Raw genomic sequence first — 18429 nt, 5'->3', positions numbered from 1 at the left:
AGCATTTTAGGGCAAAGCTCAGCCGACTTCTATGGGAGATATCGGCTTATTGATAAAAGTATTGTAACCAAATTGTATTATCGGCTATATGCTGTCAATTCTTGGCAAATTGCTTTGTTTTTGGCTGTTCCAGCCGCTTTGGCATCTGCACGTGCTTCTTTTAAAATAGGTTGAAAGCTTTTTTGCTTGCTGAGTTTATTTAATGCTGTAACTGCGTCTTTTTCTTTTGGCATATATTCTTGTGCAAGCTGCGCATAACCCTGATTAAACTTAGCTTTATCTGTTACCAATGCAGGGCAAACTTCAGATAATACATAAATAGCCGCTAATTCTTGCTGAGTCACCTGTTGTAATGGCGTGACTTCAATATTTTCTTCTTGTGCCATTGCTGCTTGGCTTAAACCTAAACTCAGTGCAATTGCACCCAAAACTTGAACTGTACGTGATTTTTTAAAGCCAGAAAATGAAGCAGAAAATTGCATATAAATTACCTTAAATATGGTTTGAGCTGAATCAAGTGATTCATTTAAGTGTTTATAAGATTAAACATTTATTTTGTAATTGAAAGAGTGAAAATGTATTAAAGCTGTGTGATTCAAACATCAATCGTGTAGAAAAGGTGGAGCTTGGCTTTGAGATCTGGAAAGTCTGGATGTGTTGTAAGTTATATGTGCGCAGTATAAAAATAAGGCAAACGTTCAAAGTCTGCCTTATTAGAAAAAGATTCAATGGTGATTTAAATCACTTGATTTAAAGTGCTAATTCCAAAGCTTCTAGACATACTGCTTTTTGTTCATCGGCACTGGTATCTTTAGCGGCTTGACGTGCTTCGGTTAAAACTGATTGATATTCTGTATCGGCCTGTAATTTTGCAAGTGTCGTGCTGCTATCAGAATAATCTTGTAAATAGGTTTGAATCAACGCTTGAATGTTACTGTCTAATTTTGCATTTTTGCCAATCAGCGCAGGGCACATTTCAGTCATGACTTGTGCTGCAGCAACATCTTCCTTAATAATGGTATTGGCTTCTTCAGCAGTTAGATCACTGGCAACAACAGCTTGAGTCATTACAGCAGCAAAACCTAAACCCAGTAAACGACGAAATGGCAAAGCTAAAATCATGAGAGTCACATATATTTTGGATGGATGTTAGTCGCTAAATATATATAATCTTGTGTATATTTCAATGAAATGTGCTGACCAGTCATTTTAGTTTGTGTTGTGTGCCGAATCTGCTGAAGCATGGGCAATGTGATTTTGAGCTTAATTTGATGTAGGGATTTCCCAATTTATTTGATTCTTTATTGTTGTTTTATCTGAGATTTTTTTGTGAATATTCTAATAGCCAATGATGATGGCGTATTTGCACCTGGTATTCAAGCATTAGCGCAAGCCTTAAAGCCGCTGGGTCGTGTTGTCATTGTAGCCCCTGAAAGTGAACGTAGTGGTTTTTCAAGCGCACTAACTTTGGATCGTCCTTTAAGACCTGTGCAAATTGCTGAAGACGTTTGGGCTGTCAATGGTACACCTGCAGATTGTGTGTATTTATCCATGAATGGATTATTCGATTATGAATTTGATCTGGTGGTCAGTGGTATTAATAGTGGTGCAAATCTTGGTGACGATGTGCTGTATTCAGGTACTGTTGGTGCTGCATTTGAAGGTCGCTTGATGAAACAACCAGCCATTGCCGTATCACTGGCAGGGCACAATGTGCGTTCTTATCAGCATCCGCAAGATTATATGCAGGCCGCACAATGGGTGCATGATTTTATTGCTCAAGGTTTACCAAGTTTGCCAGCCCGCCATATTTTTAATGTGAATATTCCAGATGTACCAGTACTGCAAGGCACAAAAATCACTTACCAAGGGCAACGAACCCAGTCCAAGCCTATTACCAGTCAGGTCGATCCACGTGGACGTCAGGTATATTGGATTGGTTTGTCGGGGGAAGCGGTTGCTGCACCGAAAAAAGGTTTATCCGAGATCGAGTCAGATTTTTTTGCTGTGGCGAATGGCTATGTTAGCGTCACACCAATTCAAATGGATGCGACCAATTATGAGGTTTTACAAAGCTTGCACAGTCAATTGCCAAAAAATTGACAAAGTAATGTTATAACTTTGTGAAAAAGTGGCTGTTAAGCCTCATTTCAAGGACTTTTTTGCTACTCTTAGCGAAATGGAACATATATAGAATTTGTAGAGAGGAAGAGAATGCCCGTGGTGTTTCAATATCGTTTATTTGCCACACCAACCGCTGTGTTGAAAACCCTTGTGTTATCCACTGCTGTTGTTTCTACCGTATTGTTAAGTGGCTGTGCTTCTAAACCTCAAGTAAATAATTCTGCACGTTATGCAACGGCACCGAATTTTTATACCGTACGTTCGGGTGATACTTTAAGTGGTATTGCGGCACGTTATGGATTGAGCTACCTCAGCATTGCAGAAATGAATGATATTGCACCGCCGTATCGTATTTATGTAGGGCAGTCTATTCGCCTGAAAAGCGGTAATGCACCACGTACCACAACCACACGCCCTGTAACGCAGGCTGCACCAATTCAGCGTCAGACTGTAACTTTACCAACTACGCCAACTCCTGCACCTGTGATTTCGTCTACAACAACGACCACGAGCTCATCGTCACCAACAACTCCTGTACGCAGTAGTAGCCTGCGTTGGGTGAAACCATCGCAAGGTGCGGTAATTGAGCATTTTAATTTAGCAAGTAATGTTAAGGGTACACGTTATGGTGGCAATGTAGGCGATCCAATTTATGCCGCTGCCGATGGTCAAGTGGTGTATGCAGCCGATGGCTTGAAAGAATATGGCAATTTAATTTTAATCAAGCATATTGATGGTTATATCACGGCTTATGCACATAACAGTAAAATGAACGTGAATAGTGGTCAAAATGTAACAGCGGGTCAAAAAATTGCAGAAATGGGCTCTTCGGGTGCTACACGTACCATGTTGGAGTTTCAGGTACGCCTAGATGGTAAGCCAATCAATCCGACTAATGTTTTACCAATAAATTAAATTTTGCAAATACAAAACATAAATTTCACCGTATAATACAATAGGTTGCTTTTATCGAAAGATAAGAGCACCTGTATAATTTCAGAGGGAATTTATGTTAGATCAACTTCGAGCAATGGGTGTATTTGCTTGTGTTGTTGAAAAAAGATCGTTTAGCGGTGCAGCGCGTGATCTAGGGATCACCACAAGTGCCGTCAGTCAACAAATCCGTTCATTAGAACAAGAAATGGAAGTCACACTTCTGCATCGTTCTACTAGAAAACTGAGTTTGACTGAAGCAGGACAAGCTTTTTTCCACAGCTGTCAAGAAATGCTAGCTGCTGCTGAGCGCGGAAAAATCCGCATTAATGAATTAAGAGATGATCTGGTCGGTGATTTACGAATTGCCACCACTCCTGAGTTAGGCGCGAATCATGTGATTCCTGCACTTTCACATTGGATGTCGGCCCATCGTGGTTTATCTATCCATCTAGAAACAGACAATCAATACATCGATTTAATTGATAACCGTATTGATATTGCCTTGCGTATGAGCCCAAAAATTGAAGATCAAAACTTGCATGTGATTCCAATTGCACATGTAGATCAGGTTTTAGTGGCATCTCCAAGTTATTTAAATCAGACCGCACCAATTTCACGCCCAGAAGATTTAAAAAATCATGATCTAATTCCATTAACGATTATGAAGAATTTTCAGCATTTAAGTTTTCAGCACGTGACCCGTGATGAAAATGTCAGTATTGAAATGGGATCACGGTTATCGACCAATAATGTTTTGGTGTCTAAATCGTTATGTATGCAGGGGCATGGTATAGCCCGTATTTTACATTTAGATATTCAAAAAGAATTATTGAACGGTGGTTTGGTTGAAGTTTTGCCTGAGTGGAAATTACCTGCATTTACCTTGTATGCGATTATTTCTAAACATGAGCAACTTCCAATGAAAATACATCGTTGCCTAGAGGCATTAAAACAGTATTTTTCTCAATTACCTGGTGGGCGTGTGTATCAAGAAGCATCTTGATGGGGCAATGACGGTTAAGTATTTTGAGTTTCACACAATTATAAATAATAAATAAAAAGCCGCAGTTTCAACTGCGGCTTTTTCGGTAGGGCATAGAATTTATGCCAAGAATTTTTTAATCATGCTGACCAAGCGCTCAATTAATTGATCTGCCTGAGCTTGAGTAATATTTAATGTTGGCAATAAACGCACCACAGAACCTGCAGTGACGTTAATAATCATTTTGTACTCATCACGGGCAATATCTACCAATTCTGCACATGGTTTTGGTAATTCAATACCAATCATCAAACCAAAGCCACGCACAGTTACATTTTGATCTGCAAGTTGTTGACGCAATTGCGTCACAATATAGCCACCCATTTGTGCAGCATTTTCTACCAAGTTTTCTTTCTGAATGGTGTCAATAACAGTGTAAACCACGCGTGAACCAAGCGCAGTACCACTGTAGGTTGAGCCATGATTACCAGCAGTAAGAACGCCCACACCACGACCTTGAGTCATGACTGCACCAATTGGGAAGCCATTGCCCAAACCTTTCGCTGTAGTCAATACATCAGGCACAATATTGGTGTGCTGGTAGGCAAAGAATTTACCTGTGCGACCATTACCTGTTTGTACTTCATCAAGCATCATCAACCAATTGTGCTGATTACAAATACGGCGGATGTCTTCTAGGTAGCTAAAGCCTTGTGTTGCTGTATTAACACCACCTTCGCCTTGAATCGGTTCAACCAAAATTGCCACAATGTCTGGATGCTGAATTGCAGCTTCTTCAATGGCTTCAACATCACCAAAAGGTACGCGAATAAAGCCTTCCACCAAAGGTGCAAAACCTTCCTGAACTTTTTTATTGCCAGTTGCAGACAGGGTAGCCAAAGTACGACCGTGGAAAGAGTGATCTGCAACAATAATTTTAGGATTGGCAACGCCTTGCATGTGACCGAATTTACGTGCAATTTTAATTGCACCTTCGTTAGACTCTGCACCACTGTTTGAAAAGAACACTTCTTCCATGCCAGCAACTTGCGCCAATTTTTGTGCAGCAGCAGTTTGCCAAGGCACTTCAAATAAGTTACTGGTGTGAATTAAAGTTGCGGCCTGATCTGCAATAGCTTCTGTAATAGCAGGATGCGCGTGACCTAAACCACATACAGCAATACCAGTGAGGGCATCTAAATATTCTGTGCCATCTTCAGTATAAAGATAAGAACCTCGACCGCGAACAAAGCTGATCGGCTGACGGCCAAATACAGGCATCAAGTGTGATGGTTGATCAGTTTGCACAGGAGCAAGGGTAATGTTATTCATGACTAACTCTTATCTGTTAGGTTGGAGGAAAAAACTTATATAAGCAAAATCTGCCACAGATGAAAAGCCTAATTGTAAATAAAGTTGGATTTATTGCTTTAGACGTACTGTTTTGCTCGGTTTTGGGTATAATGCCACACAGATGAGTTGAGGATTTACCAATGACTGAACAAGTACGCGATACCGAAGCATTAATTCGTGAACAAATTGCTAAACATGCTGTTCTTCTTTATATGAAAGGCACACCACAATTTCCACAATGTGGTTTTTCTGCGCGCGCAGTAGAAGCACTCAGTCAAATTGGTCGTCCTTTTGCTTATGTGAATATTTTAGAAAATCAGGATATTCGTACGACTTTACCAAAAATTGCCAACTGGCCAACTTTCCCACAATTGTGGATTAACGGCGAGTTGATTGGTGGTAGCGATATTATGTTGGACATGTTCCAAAAAGGTGAGTTAAAGCCTTTAGTTGAGCAATACAGTCCAGCACCTGAAGCTTAAGCGACTAAATTGAAGGCATTTATGCCTGAGTGTTAAAAACGCAAAAGTTAATATAAAAAAAGCGCCGAAGCGCTTTTTTTATTGCTGATAGTTTTAAGGGATAAGCACATTACTCAACCGTAGGACTTGCCGCTACAAGCTCAGTAGTTTCAGCTAATTCTTCAGCTTGCTCACCTGTTTCTACCGCCGCTTTTGGCTTTTTCTTGTCCTTTTTCTCTTTGTCTTTTTTATCCTTTTCTTTCTTGGTTTTTTTCTTTTTCTTCGGCTCTTCTTCAATTTCCGCGCCATCTTCAATGGCTTGCCAATATTCAAGCTGCTCCATGACTGCAGCATAAATTGAGCCTTTGCTATAACGTCCCTTTTTGTTGAGTTTGCCTACAGGACGTGCCATTAAAATTTCTAGGGCTTGGTCAATGGTATCAATGGCGTGAATGTGGAACTGACCTTGTGCGACGGCTTCAATAACATCTTTGCGTAGCATTAAATGCTGCATGTTCTGGCGTGGGATAATCACGCCTTGCTTACCCGTTAAACCTTGTAGCTTACAGGCATCAAAGAAGCCTTCAATTTTTGCATTCACGCCACCAATCGGTTGTACCTGACCCAATTGGTTCATGGAGCCTGTAATTGCCCAAGACTGATCAATTGGCAATTGGCTAATCGCTGAAATCAAAGCCGAGAGTTCTGCCACAGTCGCACTGTCACCATCGACCTGACCATAGCTTTGTTCAAAGGCGAGGGCTGCAGAAAAGTGCAAGATTTGTTCACGGCCAAAATGCGCTTTTAAGAAACTGGCCATCAACAACACGCCTTTGGCATGTAATGAACCACCAAGCTCTACACTGCGTTCAATATCTAAAATATCGCCGCCTCCTTGGTAGACCGAAGCAGTTAAGCGAGAAGGTAAGCCAAATTCGACATCGGCATAGTGAATCACCGACAAGGCATTAATTTGCCCTAAGCGGTGCCCACGTGTTTCGATTAACTGCGTACCACGCGATAAGTCCTGCCAATAGAGTTCACGCAAATAGCCTAAGCGGTATTTGCGATGATCGAGCGCTGTATTGATATGCTGTTCGGAAACAGTTTTATCACCCGCTTGAGCCGCATGGTGATGTGACTCACGAATTAAATCCCCTAAGGTGAGGGCATGTAATGACAAAGAGCTTTGGTCTTCTGCCTGACGGCTTGAGTCAGTCAGCAATGCCGCTAAAGCAGAACGATCAAATGGCAATAATTTGTCAGATTGCACATAATCGGCAATCAGTTGCATATAAGCCTGCTCGTTTTCGTCATTACGTTGTAATGTATCAGTAAAGTCGGCACGGATTTTAAAGACACTGCCTAGTTCAGGTTCTAGCTCTAAAATTTCATAATAAATTTCAGGCTCTGCCAGTAAAATAACTTTAATATTCAGTGGAATGGCTTGTGGTTCAATGGAAATGCTGCCTGTTAAAGTCAGCATGTGCTCTAAAGAAGACAGTTTTAATTGCCCTGATTTTAAAGCACGTTTTAGTCCTTGCCATGCATAAGGCTGCTCGAGTAATTGCTCTGCTTCGAGCATCAGAAAACCGCCGTTAGCTTTGTGTAAGCTTCCTGCACGAATTAAAGTAAAGTCTGTGGTAATGGTGCCATTTTGCGTGAGTTGTTCCACATGCCCTAATAAATTGTAATGGGTGGGAAAATCTTCAAAAATAACAGGTACGCCACTGTTGGGTTTGTGAGTCACAATAATATTCGCTTGATAGCGCGCAGGAATACGGCTAAAGGTACCCGGACGAAAATCATCCTCTTCCTGTTCTAAAACAAACTCGACATTATTTACGATGTCTTCAGCATAGTACTGTAAATACTCGGTCAAGCCTTCTACATTCGGGTATTTGTTTTGAATAATATCAATGCGCGGCATCACCACTTGTTTGGCAATATCGCGGTTTAATTCCTGTACTTTGTCGCGTGCATCATCTTCTAGATCACCTAAATGCAAGCCCAAACGCTCTAGTTTTTTATTCATATAACGAATATTAGAGGCAATTTCTGCACGGGTTTTGCTGTCTAAAGCATTAATATCTTCCTTAGACATTTCTTGCATTTTGTCATTTTTAAGATGTACAGGTACGAAGCAATGTTCATCTTCCTGCGCAATCAGTTTTAAATCGAGTTCTTCACCTTCACTGGTCAGTTCAATTAAGGCTTGTTGCTGCTCATCGCCCGCTTGCTGACGAATCATTTCAATACGGTTGTGGTAGGTTTCGGCTGTAAAGCGGCGCTCGAGCTGTTTTAAAATGGTTTGCCAAGTCTGATGCAACAAACTTTGAAATTTAGGTGCTTGACCTGCAGGCAATTGCAAGGCCAGTGGCTGACGTGGATGCTTGAAATTATTGACATAAACCCAGTCATTTGGGGTAGGCATACTTTTGGCATGTTGCTGCAACAAACGCTTGACCATCGTGCGCTTGCCTAATCCTGCTGTGCCTACAGCAAAAATATTATAGCCAGAATATGGCAGGGAAATACCTGCCTCGACTGAAGCACGTGCCCGATCTTGTCCTAAAAAATTATTCAGTGGTTTAATGCGTCGGGTTGACGCTGGAATGTTGTCGTAATTGGGGATATGCGTCAGTTGTGATGCTTTTAATTGAGTCGTCTCTAGGGTTGTTTGAATTTCGCTTTGTTCAAAGGCAGAGCTGAGAAGCGGTTGTTGTGCGTCTTGCGTTGCTGTTGTTGTATTGGCTGTTATCGATGTATTGATTTGATCAAGTCTTTGGGTCACTGTAGAAATCCAAAACGAAATATTGCAGTTAGAGGGTTAAAGGTATACAGGTTTAATGAGAAAATTCAAGCTAAGCCGCCATTTTTACTACAAAATGACAAGGCACTTGTGGATAATTTCATAAATACTGTTGAAACAGAAGCTATTCCACGATTGAATAACAACAATTTGACTTAACAGAAAATAATAATCGCATGACCACACAAAGTACTGGGCAAACTTCAGCACAAAATACAGGATGGAAAGCTGCATTTACAGCATTTTTAGACCGCCGTGCGCTGATTATGCTGTTTTTAGGTTTCTCCGCAGGTATTCCAATTTTACTGATTTTTTCCAGTCTGTCGTTGTGGTTGGGCGAGGCAGGAATTGATAAAAGTGCAGTGACTTTCTTTAGTTGGGCCGCCTTGGGTTATTCCTTTAAATTTGTTTGGGCACCATTAATTGATGAATTACCCGTTCCGTATTTAACCAAAAAATTAGGGCGTCGTCGGGCATGGTTGCTCATTGCACAATGTTTGATTATCTGTGCAATTGCAGTCATGGCATTTTCCGACCCTGCATTGGGGCAGGCACATTTATACCAAATGGCATTTGGCGCAGTATTACTCGGATTTTCTGCCGCCACGCAGGATATTGTCATTGATGCCTATCGTATTGAGTTGGCAGAAACCCAAATGCAAACCGTGTTGGCTTCGACCTATAACGCAGGTTACCGCATCGGGATGATTGTTGCGGGTGCGGGGGCTTTGTTTTTGGCTGCATCGTTAGGCACAGCTAAAGGCAACTATATTTACAGTGCATGGAAAGTGACTTATTTGGCCATGGCTGCGGTGATGTTGATTGGTATTGTCACCACCTTGATCATTCGTGAACCACAGGTAAATAGGGTCAATAAACATTATCAACGTCGTGACTATTTCCGTTTGGTGATGGTGTTTTTTGTCGCCGTATTCAGTTTTGTGTTGTGTTATGTCTTTTCTGGCAATTTAACTGAAGCCTTAAAACAACAATTTCAGCTGAAAGACGCATTTTTGTTATTCTGTTTGGAAGCATTGCGCTTTATTGCTTCAGGCGCTGCGGCAGTATTGATGGGCACTATTTTAGTCAAATGTGGTGCTGTGAATAAACAGATGGCCTTTGAAACATGGGTACATCCTGTTGCGGACTTCTTTAAGCGCTATGGCGTCAAACTGGCCCTAGTTTTATTGTTGTTGATTGGTTTTTATCGGGTTTCAGACATCATCGCTGGGGTAATTTCCAATGTGTTCTATCAAGACCTGAACTTTAGCAAAGAGCAAATTGCCGAAGCTGTTAAAGTGTATGGGGTGATTTTCAGTCTGCTGGGCGGCTTCTTGGGGGGCTTACTGGCACAGCGCATGAACATTATGAAACTGATGTTTGTTGGTGCAGTATTGGCTTCTTCAACCAACCTAATTTTTATTGGTCTAGTGAAGTCAGGGCAAGCGCTTAGTGATGTGCAAGTTTCAGTGGGGCAGCAACAATATCAGACTCAGGCCGATGAAGTGGGTTATTGGAAAGTTGCTGTACCAAGTCAGGTGTTGGCCACCCAACATGAAATTCAGGTACGTGCACATTATCAAACTGGCGATACACCATCACGTTTAGTGTCGATGCCTTATTTACAGCAGACAGCTACCGAAACTGCGCAATTACAGCTTTTACCACTAACTTCAGATAACACAATTTCCGTAGCAGAAAAGGCCAATAGCATTGTGGTACGTGGGCAATATGTGGGGCCTGCTCTAACCGAGCAGCAAAAAATTGTGCTACAGCTAGATGGACAAAACTTTGATGCCAAACTCGATGCTCAAGGTATGTTTACTGCAGCGATTACAGGGCAGCTTTTGGCAGATTCTGCAGCAAAGCAATTGACTGTGGTGTTGATGGATCAGCAACAGGTGCTACAGCAACACAGCCAAAGCTATAAAGTTGATTCAACGCAGGCTGCAGACACGACCTTGGATGTCGATATTCAGCCTTTGCCTGTGGTCAATACAGCATCAACCGAGATGGTGGAAATTCAGGGTAAAGTGATCAAACCGTATAGCTCATTATGGTTATATTTTGCCATTATTGTTGATAACTTAGCTTCAGGTTTAGCCGGCGCAGCGTTTATTGCCTTTTTATCCAGTTTAACCAGTGTGTCTTTTACGGCAGTGCAATATGCGATTTTTAGCTCACTCATGACCCTAACCCCTAAGATTTTAGGCGGTTATTCGGGTACTATAGTGACCAATATTGGTTATCCAAACTTTTTCCTCATGACCACCTTAATAGGAATTCCAATTTTGATTTTAGTGGTGTGGGTGGCAAAGTTATTACGTGATCATCAAGCAACATCTTCGGACACGATTCAACAGAAGGATGAATAATATGCGCATGCTGCATACCATGTTACGTGTAGGTAATTTAGAGCAATCGTTAAAATTTTATACAGAAGTTTTGGGCATGACCTTGCTTCGTAAGCGTGATTATGAAGAAGGGCGTTTTACCTTGGCCTTCGTAGGTTATGGCGATGAAGAAAATCACACAGTTTTGGAGCTGACTCATAACTGGGATACTCAAAGCTATGATTTAGGCAATGCTTATGGTCATATCGCAATTGCGGTAGAAGATGCTTATAAAGCCTGTGAAGAGATTAAAGCACGTGGTGGCAATGTCGTACGTGAAGCAGGGCCAATGAAAGGCGGTGTGACTGTAATTGCGTTTGTTGAAGACCCAGATGGTTATAAAGTTGAGCTGATTCAGCAAGATCAAAATGCACGTAATAACTAAGTGCTAATGCGAAAAGCAACAACTCGGCCTTAATTATGCAATTAACTGAATGTTGTTCAGTATTCAGTTAAAAAATATTGAACATATTCTATAAATACTCGCTTTTTGAATATCGCCCAGTAAGATAAGTTTATCGAAAGGTAAATAAGTCGCTGGGCTTATTCATATCAATGAACCCTTTAAAAACAAAAATTAGGATGCTGCAATGTTGAAGTTATTGGCACTGGATCGCTTTACTATACTCTTATTTGTAATGGTTATCTTAGCCAGTGTGCTGCCTGTTTCTGGGCAGGAAGCCGATGTTTTTGCTGTGATTACAACAGTCGCTATTGCTATCTTATTCTTTTTGCACGGAGCAAAATTATCACGTGAAGCGGTGATTCAGGGCTTTATGCATTGGCAGTTACATGCTTTGGTATTTACATTTACCTTTGCGCTGTTTCCCATTCTAGGATTACTTGCCAAACCTGTTTTAGTGCCAATGCTCGGACAAGAGTTGTATTGGGGCTTTTTGTTTATGTGCTTTTTGCCTTCTACAGTACAGTCTTCCATTGCATTTACTTCAGTGGCGAAAGGCAATGTTGCCAGTGCTGTATGCAGTGCTTCATTTTCCAATTTGATTGGGATGTTTATCACCCCCATTTTAGTAGGCGTGTTTATTTTGGGGCAGTCGGAACATGGTTTTGACCCGACCCATTCAATTATTCAAATTACTTTATTGCTGTTGGTACCATTTATATTGGGGCAGTTGCTGCGTCCTTATGTTTATCCTTATATGTTGAAATTACCAAAGTTGGTCAAGGTGTTTGATCAGGGTTCAATTTTGATGGTGGTTTATGGGGCATTTAGTGGGGCAGTCGTGGCGGGTTTATGGCATCAGGTGAGTGGTATGACCTTGCTGCTGTTAATTGTGGCGTGTTCAGTTTTATTGACTATTGTGATGTGGCTGGCATGGGTTGTACCTCAGTGGATGGGTTTTGCACGTGAAGATCAAATCGCAGCATTTTTTTGTAGTTCCAAAAAAACTTTGGCCAGCGGTGTGCCGATGGCGCAAATTTTATTTATTGGGCAGCCATTGGGTATGATTGTTTTACCCATCATGATTTTCCATCAAATTCAGCTCATGGTTTGCGGTGTGATAGCCAACGCGCTTGAGAAGCGGGCAGATTTGGCAGAGCAGTCAACATTAAATCCCAAAGAATAATTAGCTTTCAGCTATTTTATTCCGTATAATAATGCCCAACTTGTTGTGCTTAGCTCTGACGGTATCCGTCTCGGTGGGCCAAAAGAATGGTCTGTTATGGTGTTGGTCTGCTTTTTAGCACGTTCCTCATGTTTTATGAGAGTGACCAATTGCGATGACAGCATAAGCCTTCTTGAATCTTAGGAGTAATCGACGATGCGCGCCGATATTCACCCAAAATATGAAAAATTAGTTGCTACTTGCTCTTGTGGTAACGTAATCGAAACTCGTTCAGCTGTTGGTAAAGAAACTCTTTATCTTGACGTATGTTCTGCATGCCACCCGTTCTATACTGGTAAGCAAAAGAACGTTGACACTGGTGGTCGTATCGACAAGTTCAAACAACGTTTTGCTGGTATGTCACGTTCTATCAAACGTTAATATCCAGTACGAAAAAAACGGGCAATTTGCCCGTTTTTTGTGCCTAAAATTTAGAGCTAAAATCATTCAAAAATAAAGAAATTCAGGACAAAAAATAAGACTGCTAAAACAGTCTTATTCATAAAAATTGTTCTTTGCGCTAAGCGCTAAATGCAATGTACAAGACCTTATTGGTCTTGTACATCAATTAAATGATCCAGTTTTTTCTGGAAGTAATCACCCTGAATAAAGCGGGCATCAACATTCCATGCATTGGCAAACAGGTTCATATCATTTAAGTCACGTAGCAAAATTTCAATTGGCTTAATTTCGCTATATACACTGAGTTGTTCTTGCAATTCCTGCGTAGATTGATCATCTGCCAGTTTTTCAATCAGGGCGCTGTGCAGGGTCAAGTAGTGAATATCAACTTGTTTTAAGATTGATTCACTGTAAATTGAATGACCAAAATCTCGTAGTGAAATTTCTGCACCGTGTTGACGTAATAAACCGATTTGCTTTTGTGCATCGCCTAAGTTTTGACTAATATCTTCTTCTGAGAATTGTAAAATCAGTGGATGGCTGAGGCGACTACCAACAATGGTGATCAGTTTAGACACAAACTCAGGGAAACTGCGGTCTTGCAATAACACGTGTTTGTTTAAATTGACAATCAGTTTGGCTTCAGGATATTGAGTAATAAAGTTATGTAATTGTTTACATGCCTCTACCAAAATCCAGCGATCTAGCTTAATCGAAAGCTCAGGATCTTCTGCCAACTCAATCAGTCCTGCTAAGCTTTTCCATTCACTATTAAAAATAAAGCCACTGGTCACTTCATAAGTGTAAAGGTTGGTATCTTGCTTATCATACAATTGCTGATATTTCAGGTGGATTTCACCACGATCCAAACTTTGACGTAATGCAGTAATAATCGCAGGTTCATTAAATGACTGTGGAACTACAGCAGATTCAATCGCATTTAAATTAGATTCACCAAATGACAAGTCTAATGCTAAACCTGAATTATTTTGATCTTGTGGGTTTGGTAAAGCATTGGCGAACCCTTGACTAATTAGCTGTTCAAAATTAGTTTCATCTCGAATATCTTGATTTAGCAAGATATAGCCAATTCGTAAATTTAAAGGATAGGTGTGCTGATCTACCGTGAGTAATTGCGGCTTGGTCAGTGAATTCAGGCCAATCAGTTTAGACTCTAAAATTGCAGTAGATTCAGCTTGGAATAACCCGACAACCAAACCATTACCCACTGTAAATAATGGCACATTGGTTTGTTCTTTTAAGAAGGTCTGAATATTGGCAAAGTAGTTTTTTGTGGTCAGCCAATCTGCTTGGAAAATAGCTTCAGGACAATTGGCCAAAGAGAACACGACCAAAGCATTTGCAATGGAGGGTTGTTTTGCCAAGGTGCGATTGACCAATTGATAGGTACTTTGCTTTGCTGCAGGCTTTTCACTTGTAGATGCCGCAGACGATGCAACATTTGCCGTAGAGGTTTCATTGTCTATGGTAATTTGCAAAGCATCGTCATCTGTTGCGGCAATAAACTCTACTTTAAGTGGATTTTGCTTGGCCAATAATGGATTTTGACTGTGAATGTCAAAACGACCATGGTCAAACTGCCCTTGACTGACTTTCTTAAAACGGAATTTAAAGTCGGTTACATCTTCAGGCTGTAACAGATCGAGTAGGGGTAAGCCGATAATGTCATCTTCAGTTTTTAAACCAAACAGTTGTAAATATTCTGCATTGGCTTGTACGTGAATACCTTCTTGAATAATCGCAACAGCTTTGTTGCTGTCTTCCACCAAAGCCTGTGCCTGAATCTGTGCATTTTCAAGCTCAGTCATCAGTTGTTCTTGTGACTGCTGTAAGCGGCTAAAAGATAAGGCGCGAATTAAACCAAAATAGAAGCGTTCTGGAAAATCTAGATTGACGATGTCATAAATGCCTTTACGAATATAGCTTGTATATTGCGTAGTATCATAGTCATCTGGTCTGAGCAGCAAAAGGGGCAGATTAGGTTGTTGAGAAGCACGAATTAAAGTCAGTGCCTGATCAACTTTAAGGTCATAAGCACGACCGAAAATGACTAAATCCCAAGTCAAATGTAGCTGTTTTTCAAAATTTTTAATGTCATCTAAAAGAATAGCCTGAACACGGTGCTCATTGGCAGTGAGTTGTTCACAAATTTGGTTAAAACGTATCTGGTTGTCATCGATTATGAGCAAACGCGTTTCAGTACGTTTTAACTTTTTAGACAAGAGTGGATTTCTCACTTTAATGCTTCCCATAAATCGTTATTTTTAACTTCATTCACTTGCTTTTGAATAAAACTATCTAAGACAGGCTGTCGTTGGTCATTCAACAACTCAAAATCAAAGCGCATAAAACTTTGGGTAATCAGGAGAGGTTTGATTAAGAAAACTTTGAGTTCTTCTTCCCCTAAGCGTAATTGTACGGTTTGTTTATCGCGCAATAGTTGAATACCTGGCAAAACTAGGCTGGTGCTGACATCTTCAGCATCTGTACTTTGTACCAGTAATGCTGGATGGTAATGTCCTGTGTGTCGATCGGTTTTTACAAAAACAGCACAAGGGAATAGCTCTTGGGTTAAAATTTCCAAGCCAAGTTCTAAACTTTTTTCGGCAGATTGTTTAATCCAACGAATTACACCGCCACGCCATGGACTCTGATTATTTTCTTGAACTAAAATGAATTCGCCTGTTTTTAAATTTTTTGGTGTTTCGCCAGTCCATTTGATTCGGTAACCATTCACGCTAATGTCCAAAACATCGGCATTGTAAATTTGTTTGGTTTCACGATCTAAAGTTTTGATTGAGCTAATGTCTACCGATGAATTGGTGTGCATAGCATTGACAAAATGGCTTTCATTTTGGAATTGGTAGTTATCACCCAATACCAGTGTTTCGTTAAAATTCTTACCATTAGACAAATAAAAATGTGCAACGGTTAAACCAAAACAAATTTTAATCTGTGCAGAATATTCATAACGCTCATGCACACGCTCTGCAGTATTGGTCAAAATATTGTGCAGATGGAAATGCAAGGCAGGAGTGAGGAATAACCTCTCATTGCGTGAAAAATGTTCACCTTTGCGTCCCTGATTTTCATTTAAATGATCAAGTAAGGCTTGGGTAGAGATATAAATATCAGCGTTAAAACCATTGTTTTGGTGGCTGTTATATATTGGCGGATGATCTTTGCTTGAATCTACCACATAACGCGAAAGCGTGGTTTCTTTGGGTAAAATCTGAACCAATTTGGCCCAATCAAAACTGCATAAATACAAGCCTTGAATTTCTGCCGGACGAATTTGATGTGTATTAAAAATTTCCAACAAAATCAGTTGGGCATAGGCCTGAGCAATACTTACAAGTTGGTGCTGTGTACCTTGTAATTGATTAATATTATTTAAATAATAATGTTGTTGAATTGCAGTATCTAAAAGTTGATGTGCAATAACCCATTGATTAGGCAATGAGGGGCTATACAACATGTGTTGTTGGTAGCGTAGCAAAGCCAATTGTTGCAGTGCATAGTAGGTTGCTAAAATCCGAGCTGTTTGTAAGTTTTTCTTTAAGTTAAAGGCGAATAATGAAAATTTTTGCTGAGTGAGTTGTTGATGGCTGCGTCGCGCAATATCAATATACACTTTGGAAAAATGGCTACGTAATAACAAGGCCAATTCAATAATATGATCATTACGATCACTGCTAATCAAAGCTTGATTGAAAAAGTGTTTTTCCAAGCTAGTCAGCACATTTTCAAGTGTCGGATGAATAGCTTGAATTAAATCAAAACGTAAAGTTTCCTGACATTTCAGTTCAGAAATTTCTAAAAGGGCATTGAACAGGGCCTGAGAAGAATCCCCCAATTGTAAAATGGATAGGTCTGCTGCCCACGCCTGAATGCTTTTAACCGTATTTTGACAAAAACTCAATTGCTCCAGCTTTAGTTCGCTGGGAACCTGAAAAAGATCTGAAGTATTCATGTTCATGGTTGTTATTTAACTCAATAAGTTGAAACCCCAAAAAGCGGTGTCTTGTTTTTTTCGCCCGCAATTTCCCTAACGAGTTTAGGAACGAGATAGCCTGGCAAGTTCGCTAAAAGCTCTTTATAAATATGATCAATGTCAGATGACATTAGATCAAAATGATGTGCTCCTTTTACTTTATCTAACACATGTAAATAGTAAGGCATCACCCCCGCATCAAATAGACGATAGCTTAAATCAACCAAGACCTGAGCAGTATTATTGACCCCATTTAATAATACTGCTTGATTCAGAACGGTGATGTTTTGCTCAACTAACTTAGCAAGATTTGCACAAGTAAAGTCATCTAATTCTGATGCGTGGTTCGAGTGTACCACCAGAATAATACGCAGCCTACTGTTTTTTAGTAAGGAAATCAGCGTTTCATCGACACGGTTGGGGATTACGATCGGAACTCGTGAATGAATTCTCAAAAATTTTATTTGTTGAACAGATGATAAACGCTCAATCCAGATTTGTAATTTACGGTTAGATAGAGTGAGAGGATCGCCACCACTTAAAATCACTTCGTTAATGTCAGGTTGACTTTCGATATAGGCTTTAATGTTGTCCCAATCTTCAGTTTTTGGCAGATTTTCCTGATAGGGAAAGTGTCTGCGGAAACAATATCGACAATGTACTGCACAGGCACCCGTCAGGGTCAGTAAAAAGCGGGATTTGTATTTGTGTAATACCCCAGGTTGTTGATTAGCTTGTTCTTCACCTAAAGGATCGGTCACAAAGCCAGGATGATCTTCAAGCTCTAAATGATGTGGTAAAACCTGAAGTAGCAAAGGGTCGAGCGGATTGCCTTTTTGTATTTTTTGTACAAAAGCGCGTGGTACACGCAATTTAAACTGCTCAGATGCCAAGAGTGCGCCAGAAAGTAATTGCTGTTCAGACAGCTCCAAAATATTTAACAATTCGTGTGGGTCGGTGATCAAGTCACTGAGTTGAGATTGCCAGTTTTGCTCTTGGTACAGGTAATTGATCATGCCAAAAAATTTAAATATAAGAAAAAAGCGGAACAGAAAATACTCAGAAATAGGAGAGTCGTTTTCTAAATTTAAGGGTTAAATTACTGCGTAAAATAAATCTTTAAGATTTAAATCACAGTAAAGCAGTCGATTTTACCGATATCTTGAAGTGATCGGTAGTGGATTTTCATTGCTTCATTATGGCTTGCTCATTTACAATACGCCCGATGAAAAAAAGATGTCGTAGGGCTGCCAATATGTTCAGTATTCGTTTGCGGCTCAAATTACGGCATAAATAGTTAAGTTAGTCAGTTTGGAGTGTGCC

15 protein-coding genes are annotated in these 18429 nt (G+C 40.4%); 8 read left to right on the top strand and 7 right to left on the bottom strand.

Annotated features, from left to right (window positions below; all coding sequences use genetic code 11):
- Positions 1-77: 77 nt before the first annotated feature.
- Together ACNS8M_RS09085 and ACNS8M_RS09080 are read right to left on the bottom strand one after the other, a co-directional pair.
- Positions 78-482 (bottom strand): MCR_0457 family protein, encoded by a 405-nt coding sequence (locus ACNS8M_RS09085; protein WP_168418188.1) that lies wholly within the window; start codon positions 480-482, stop codon positions 78-80.
- Positions 483-750: 268 nt separating this feature from the next.
- Complete coding sequence (locus tag ACNS8M_RS09080; protein ID WP_419224760.1) at positions 751-1122, bottom strand: MCR_0457 family protein; 372 nt, start codon at positions 1120-1122, stop codon at positions 751-753.
- A gap of 207 nt (positions 1123-1329) precedes the next feature.
- On the opposite strand from ACNS8M_RS09080, the gene surE reads away from it, so the two are divergent.
- From surE to ACNS8M_RS09065, 3 genes are all read left to right on the top strand, one after another.
- Positions 1330-2103 carry a 5'/3'-nucleotidase SurE gene (surE, locus tag ACNS8M_RS09075; RefSeq protein WP_419224759.1) on the top strand — a complete coding sequence of 258 codons (774 nt, stop codon included), beginning with the start codon at positions 1330-1332 and terminating at the stop codon, positions 2101-2103.
- 111 nt (positions 2104-2214) lie between these two features.
- A complete protein-coding gene (locus ACNS8M_RS09070) occupies positions 2215-3039 on the top strand; it encodes a peptidoglycan DD-metalloendopeptidase family protein (RefSeq protein ID WP_168418191.1) in 825 nt (274 codons plus the stop codon).
- A gap of 94 nt (positions 3040-3133) precedes the next feature.
- Positions 3134-4063 carry a LysR family transcriptional regulator gene (locus tag ACNS8M_RS09065; protein ID WP_419224758.1) on the top strand — a complete coding sequence of 310 codons (930 nt, stop codon included), beginning with the start codon at positions 3134-3136 and terminating at the stop codon, positions 4061-4063.
- A gap of 99 nt (positions 4064-4162) precedes the next feature.
- Here ACNS8M_RS09065 and ACNS8M_RS09060 read toward each other — a convergent pair whose 3' ends face one another.
- Positions 4163-5374: an aspartate aminotransferase family protein gene (locus ACNS8M_RS09060; RefSeq protein ID WP_168418193.1), complete on the bottom strand. Its 1212-nt coding sequence runs from the start codon at positions 5372-5374 to the stop codon at positions 4163-4165.
- 161 nt (positions 5375-5535) lie between these two features.
- Between ACNS8M_RS09060 and grxD the strand changes: the two genes are divergently transcribed.
- Positions 5536-5877, top strand: a complete 342-nt coding sequence (grxD, locus tag ACNS8M_RS09055; RefSeq protein WP_019837647.1) for a Grx4 family monothiol glutaredoxin — start codon at positions 5536-5538, stop codon at positions 5875-5877.
- A 109-nt stretch (positions 5878-5986) separates the two neighbouring features.
- Here the strand turns inward: grxD and ACNS8M_RS09050 are convergent, their stop codons facing one another.
- A complete protein-coding gene (locus ACNS8M_RS09050) occupies positions 5987-8650 on the bottom strand; it encodes a Lon protease family protein (protein ID WP_419224757.1) in 2664 nt (887 codons plus the stop codon).
- A 194-nt stretch (positions 8651-8844) separates the two neighbouring features.
- Between ACNS8M_RS09050 and ACNS8M_RS09045 the strand changes: the two genes are divergently transcribed.
- The 4 genes from ACNS8M_RS09045 to rpmE all read left to right on the top strand — a co-directional run bounded on the left by ACNS8M_RS09045 (position 8845) and on the right by rpmE (position 13070).
- Positions 8845-11043, top strand: a complete 2199-nt coding sequence (locus ACNS8M_RS09045) for an AmpG family muropeptide MFS transporter (RefSeq protein ID WP_168525735.1) — start codon at positions 8845-8847, stop codon at positions 11041-11043.
- 1 nt (position 11044) lies between these two features.
- Positions 11045-11446, top strand: a complete 402-nt coding sequence (gene gloA / locus ACNS8M_RS09040) for a lactoylglutathione lyase (RefSeq protein ID WP_168418196.1) — start codon at positions 11045-11047, stop codon at positions 11444-11446.
- A 205-nt stretch (positions 11447-11651) separates the two neighbouring features.
- Positions 11652-12650 (top strand): bile acid:sodium symporter family protein, encoded by a 999-nt coding sequence (locus ACNS8M_RS09035; protein ID WP_168542164.1) that lies wholly within the window; start codon positions 11652-11654, stop codon positions 12648-12650.
- 195 nt (positions 12651-12845) lie between these two features.
- Positions 12846-13070, top strand: a complete 225-nt coding sequence (gene rpmE, locus ACNS8M_RS09030; protein WP_004971624.1) for a 50S ribosomal protein L31 — start codon at positions 12846-12848, stop codon at positions 13068-13070.
- Positions 13071-13237: 167 nt separating this feature from the next.
- On the opposite strand, the gene ACNS8M_RS09025 is transcribed toward rpmE, so the two are convergent.
- Genes ACNS8M_RS09025 through epmB form a run of 3 tightly spaced genes read right to left on the bottom strand, consistent with a single transcriptional unit; the run spans position 13238 to position 18122 of the window.
- The gene (locus ACNS8M_RS09025; RefSeq protein WP_419224756.1) at positions 13238-15364 is read right to left on the bottom strand and encodes an EAL domain-containing protein; all 2127 of its coding nucleotides are present in this window, start codon (positions 15362-15364) and stop codon (positions 13238-13240) included.
- Complete coding sequence (locus ACNS8M_RS09020) at positions 15346-17091, bottom strand: GTPase (protein WP_419224755.1); 1746 nt, start codon at positions 17089-17091, stop codon at positions 15346-15348. Before ACNS8M_RS09020 ends, ACNS8M_RS09025 begins: the two co-directional genes overlap by 19 nt.
- 14 nt (positions 17092-17105) lie before the next feature.
- The gene (epmB, locus tag ACNS8M_RS09015; RefSeq protein WP_168461567.1) at positions 17106-18122 is read right to left on the bottom strand and encodes an EF-P beta-lysylation protein EpmB; all 1017 of its coding nucleotides are present in this window, start codon (positions 18120-18122) and stop codon (positions 17106-17108) included.
- Positions 18123-18429 lie beyond the last annotated feature (307 nt).

Source organism: Acinetobacter sp. A2 (assembly GCF_048537555.1).
Lineage (GTDB): Bacteria > Pseudomonadota > Gammaproteobacteria > Pseudomonadales > Moraxellaceae > Acinetobacter.
This window is presented reverse-complemented; position numbering and strand designations above follow the sequence as displayed.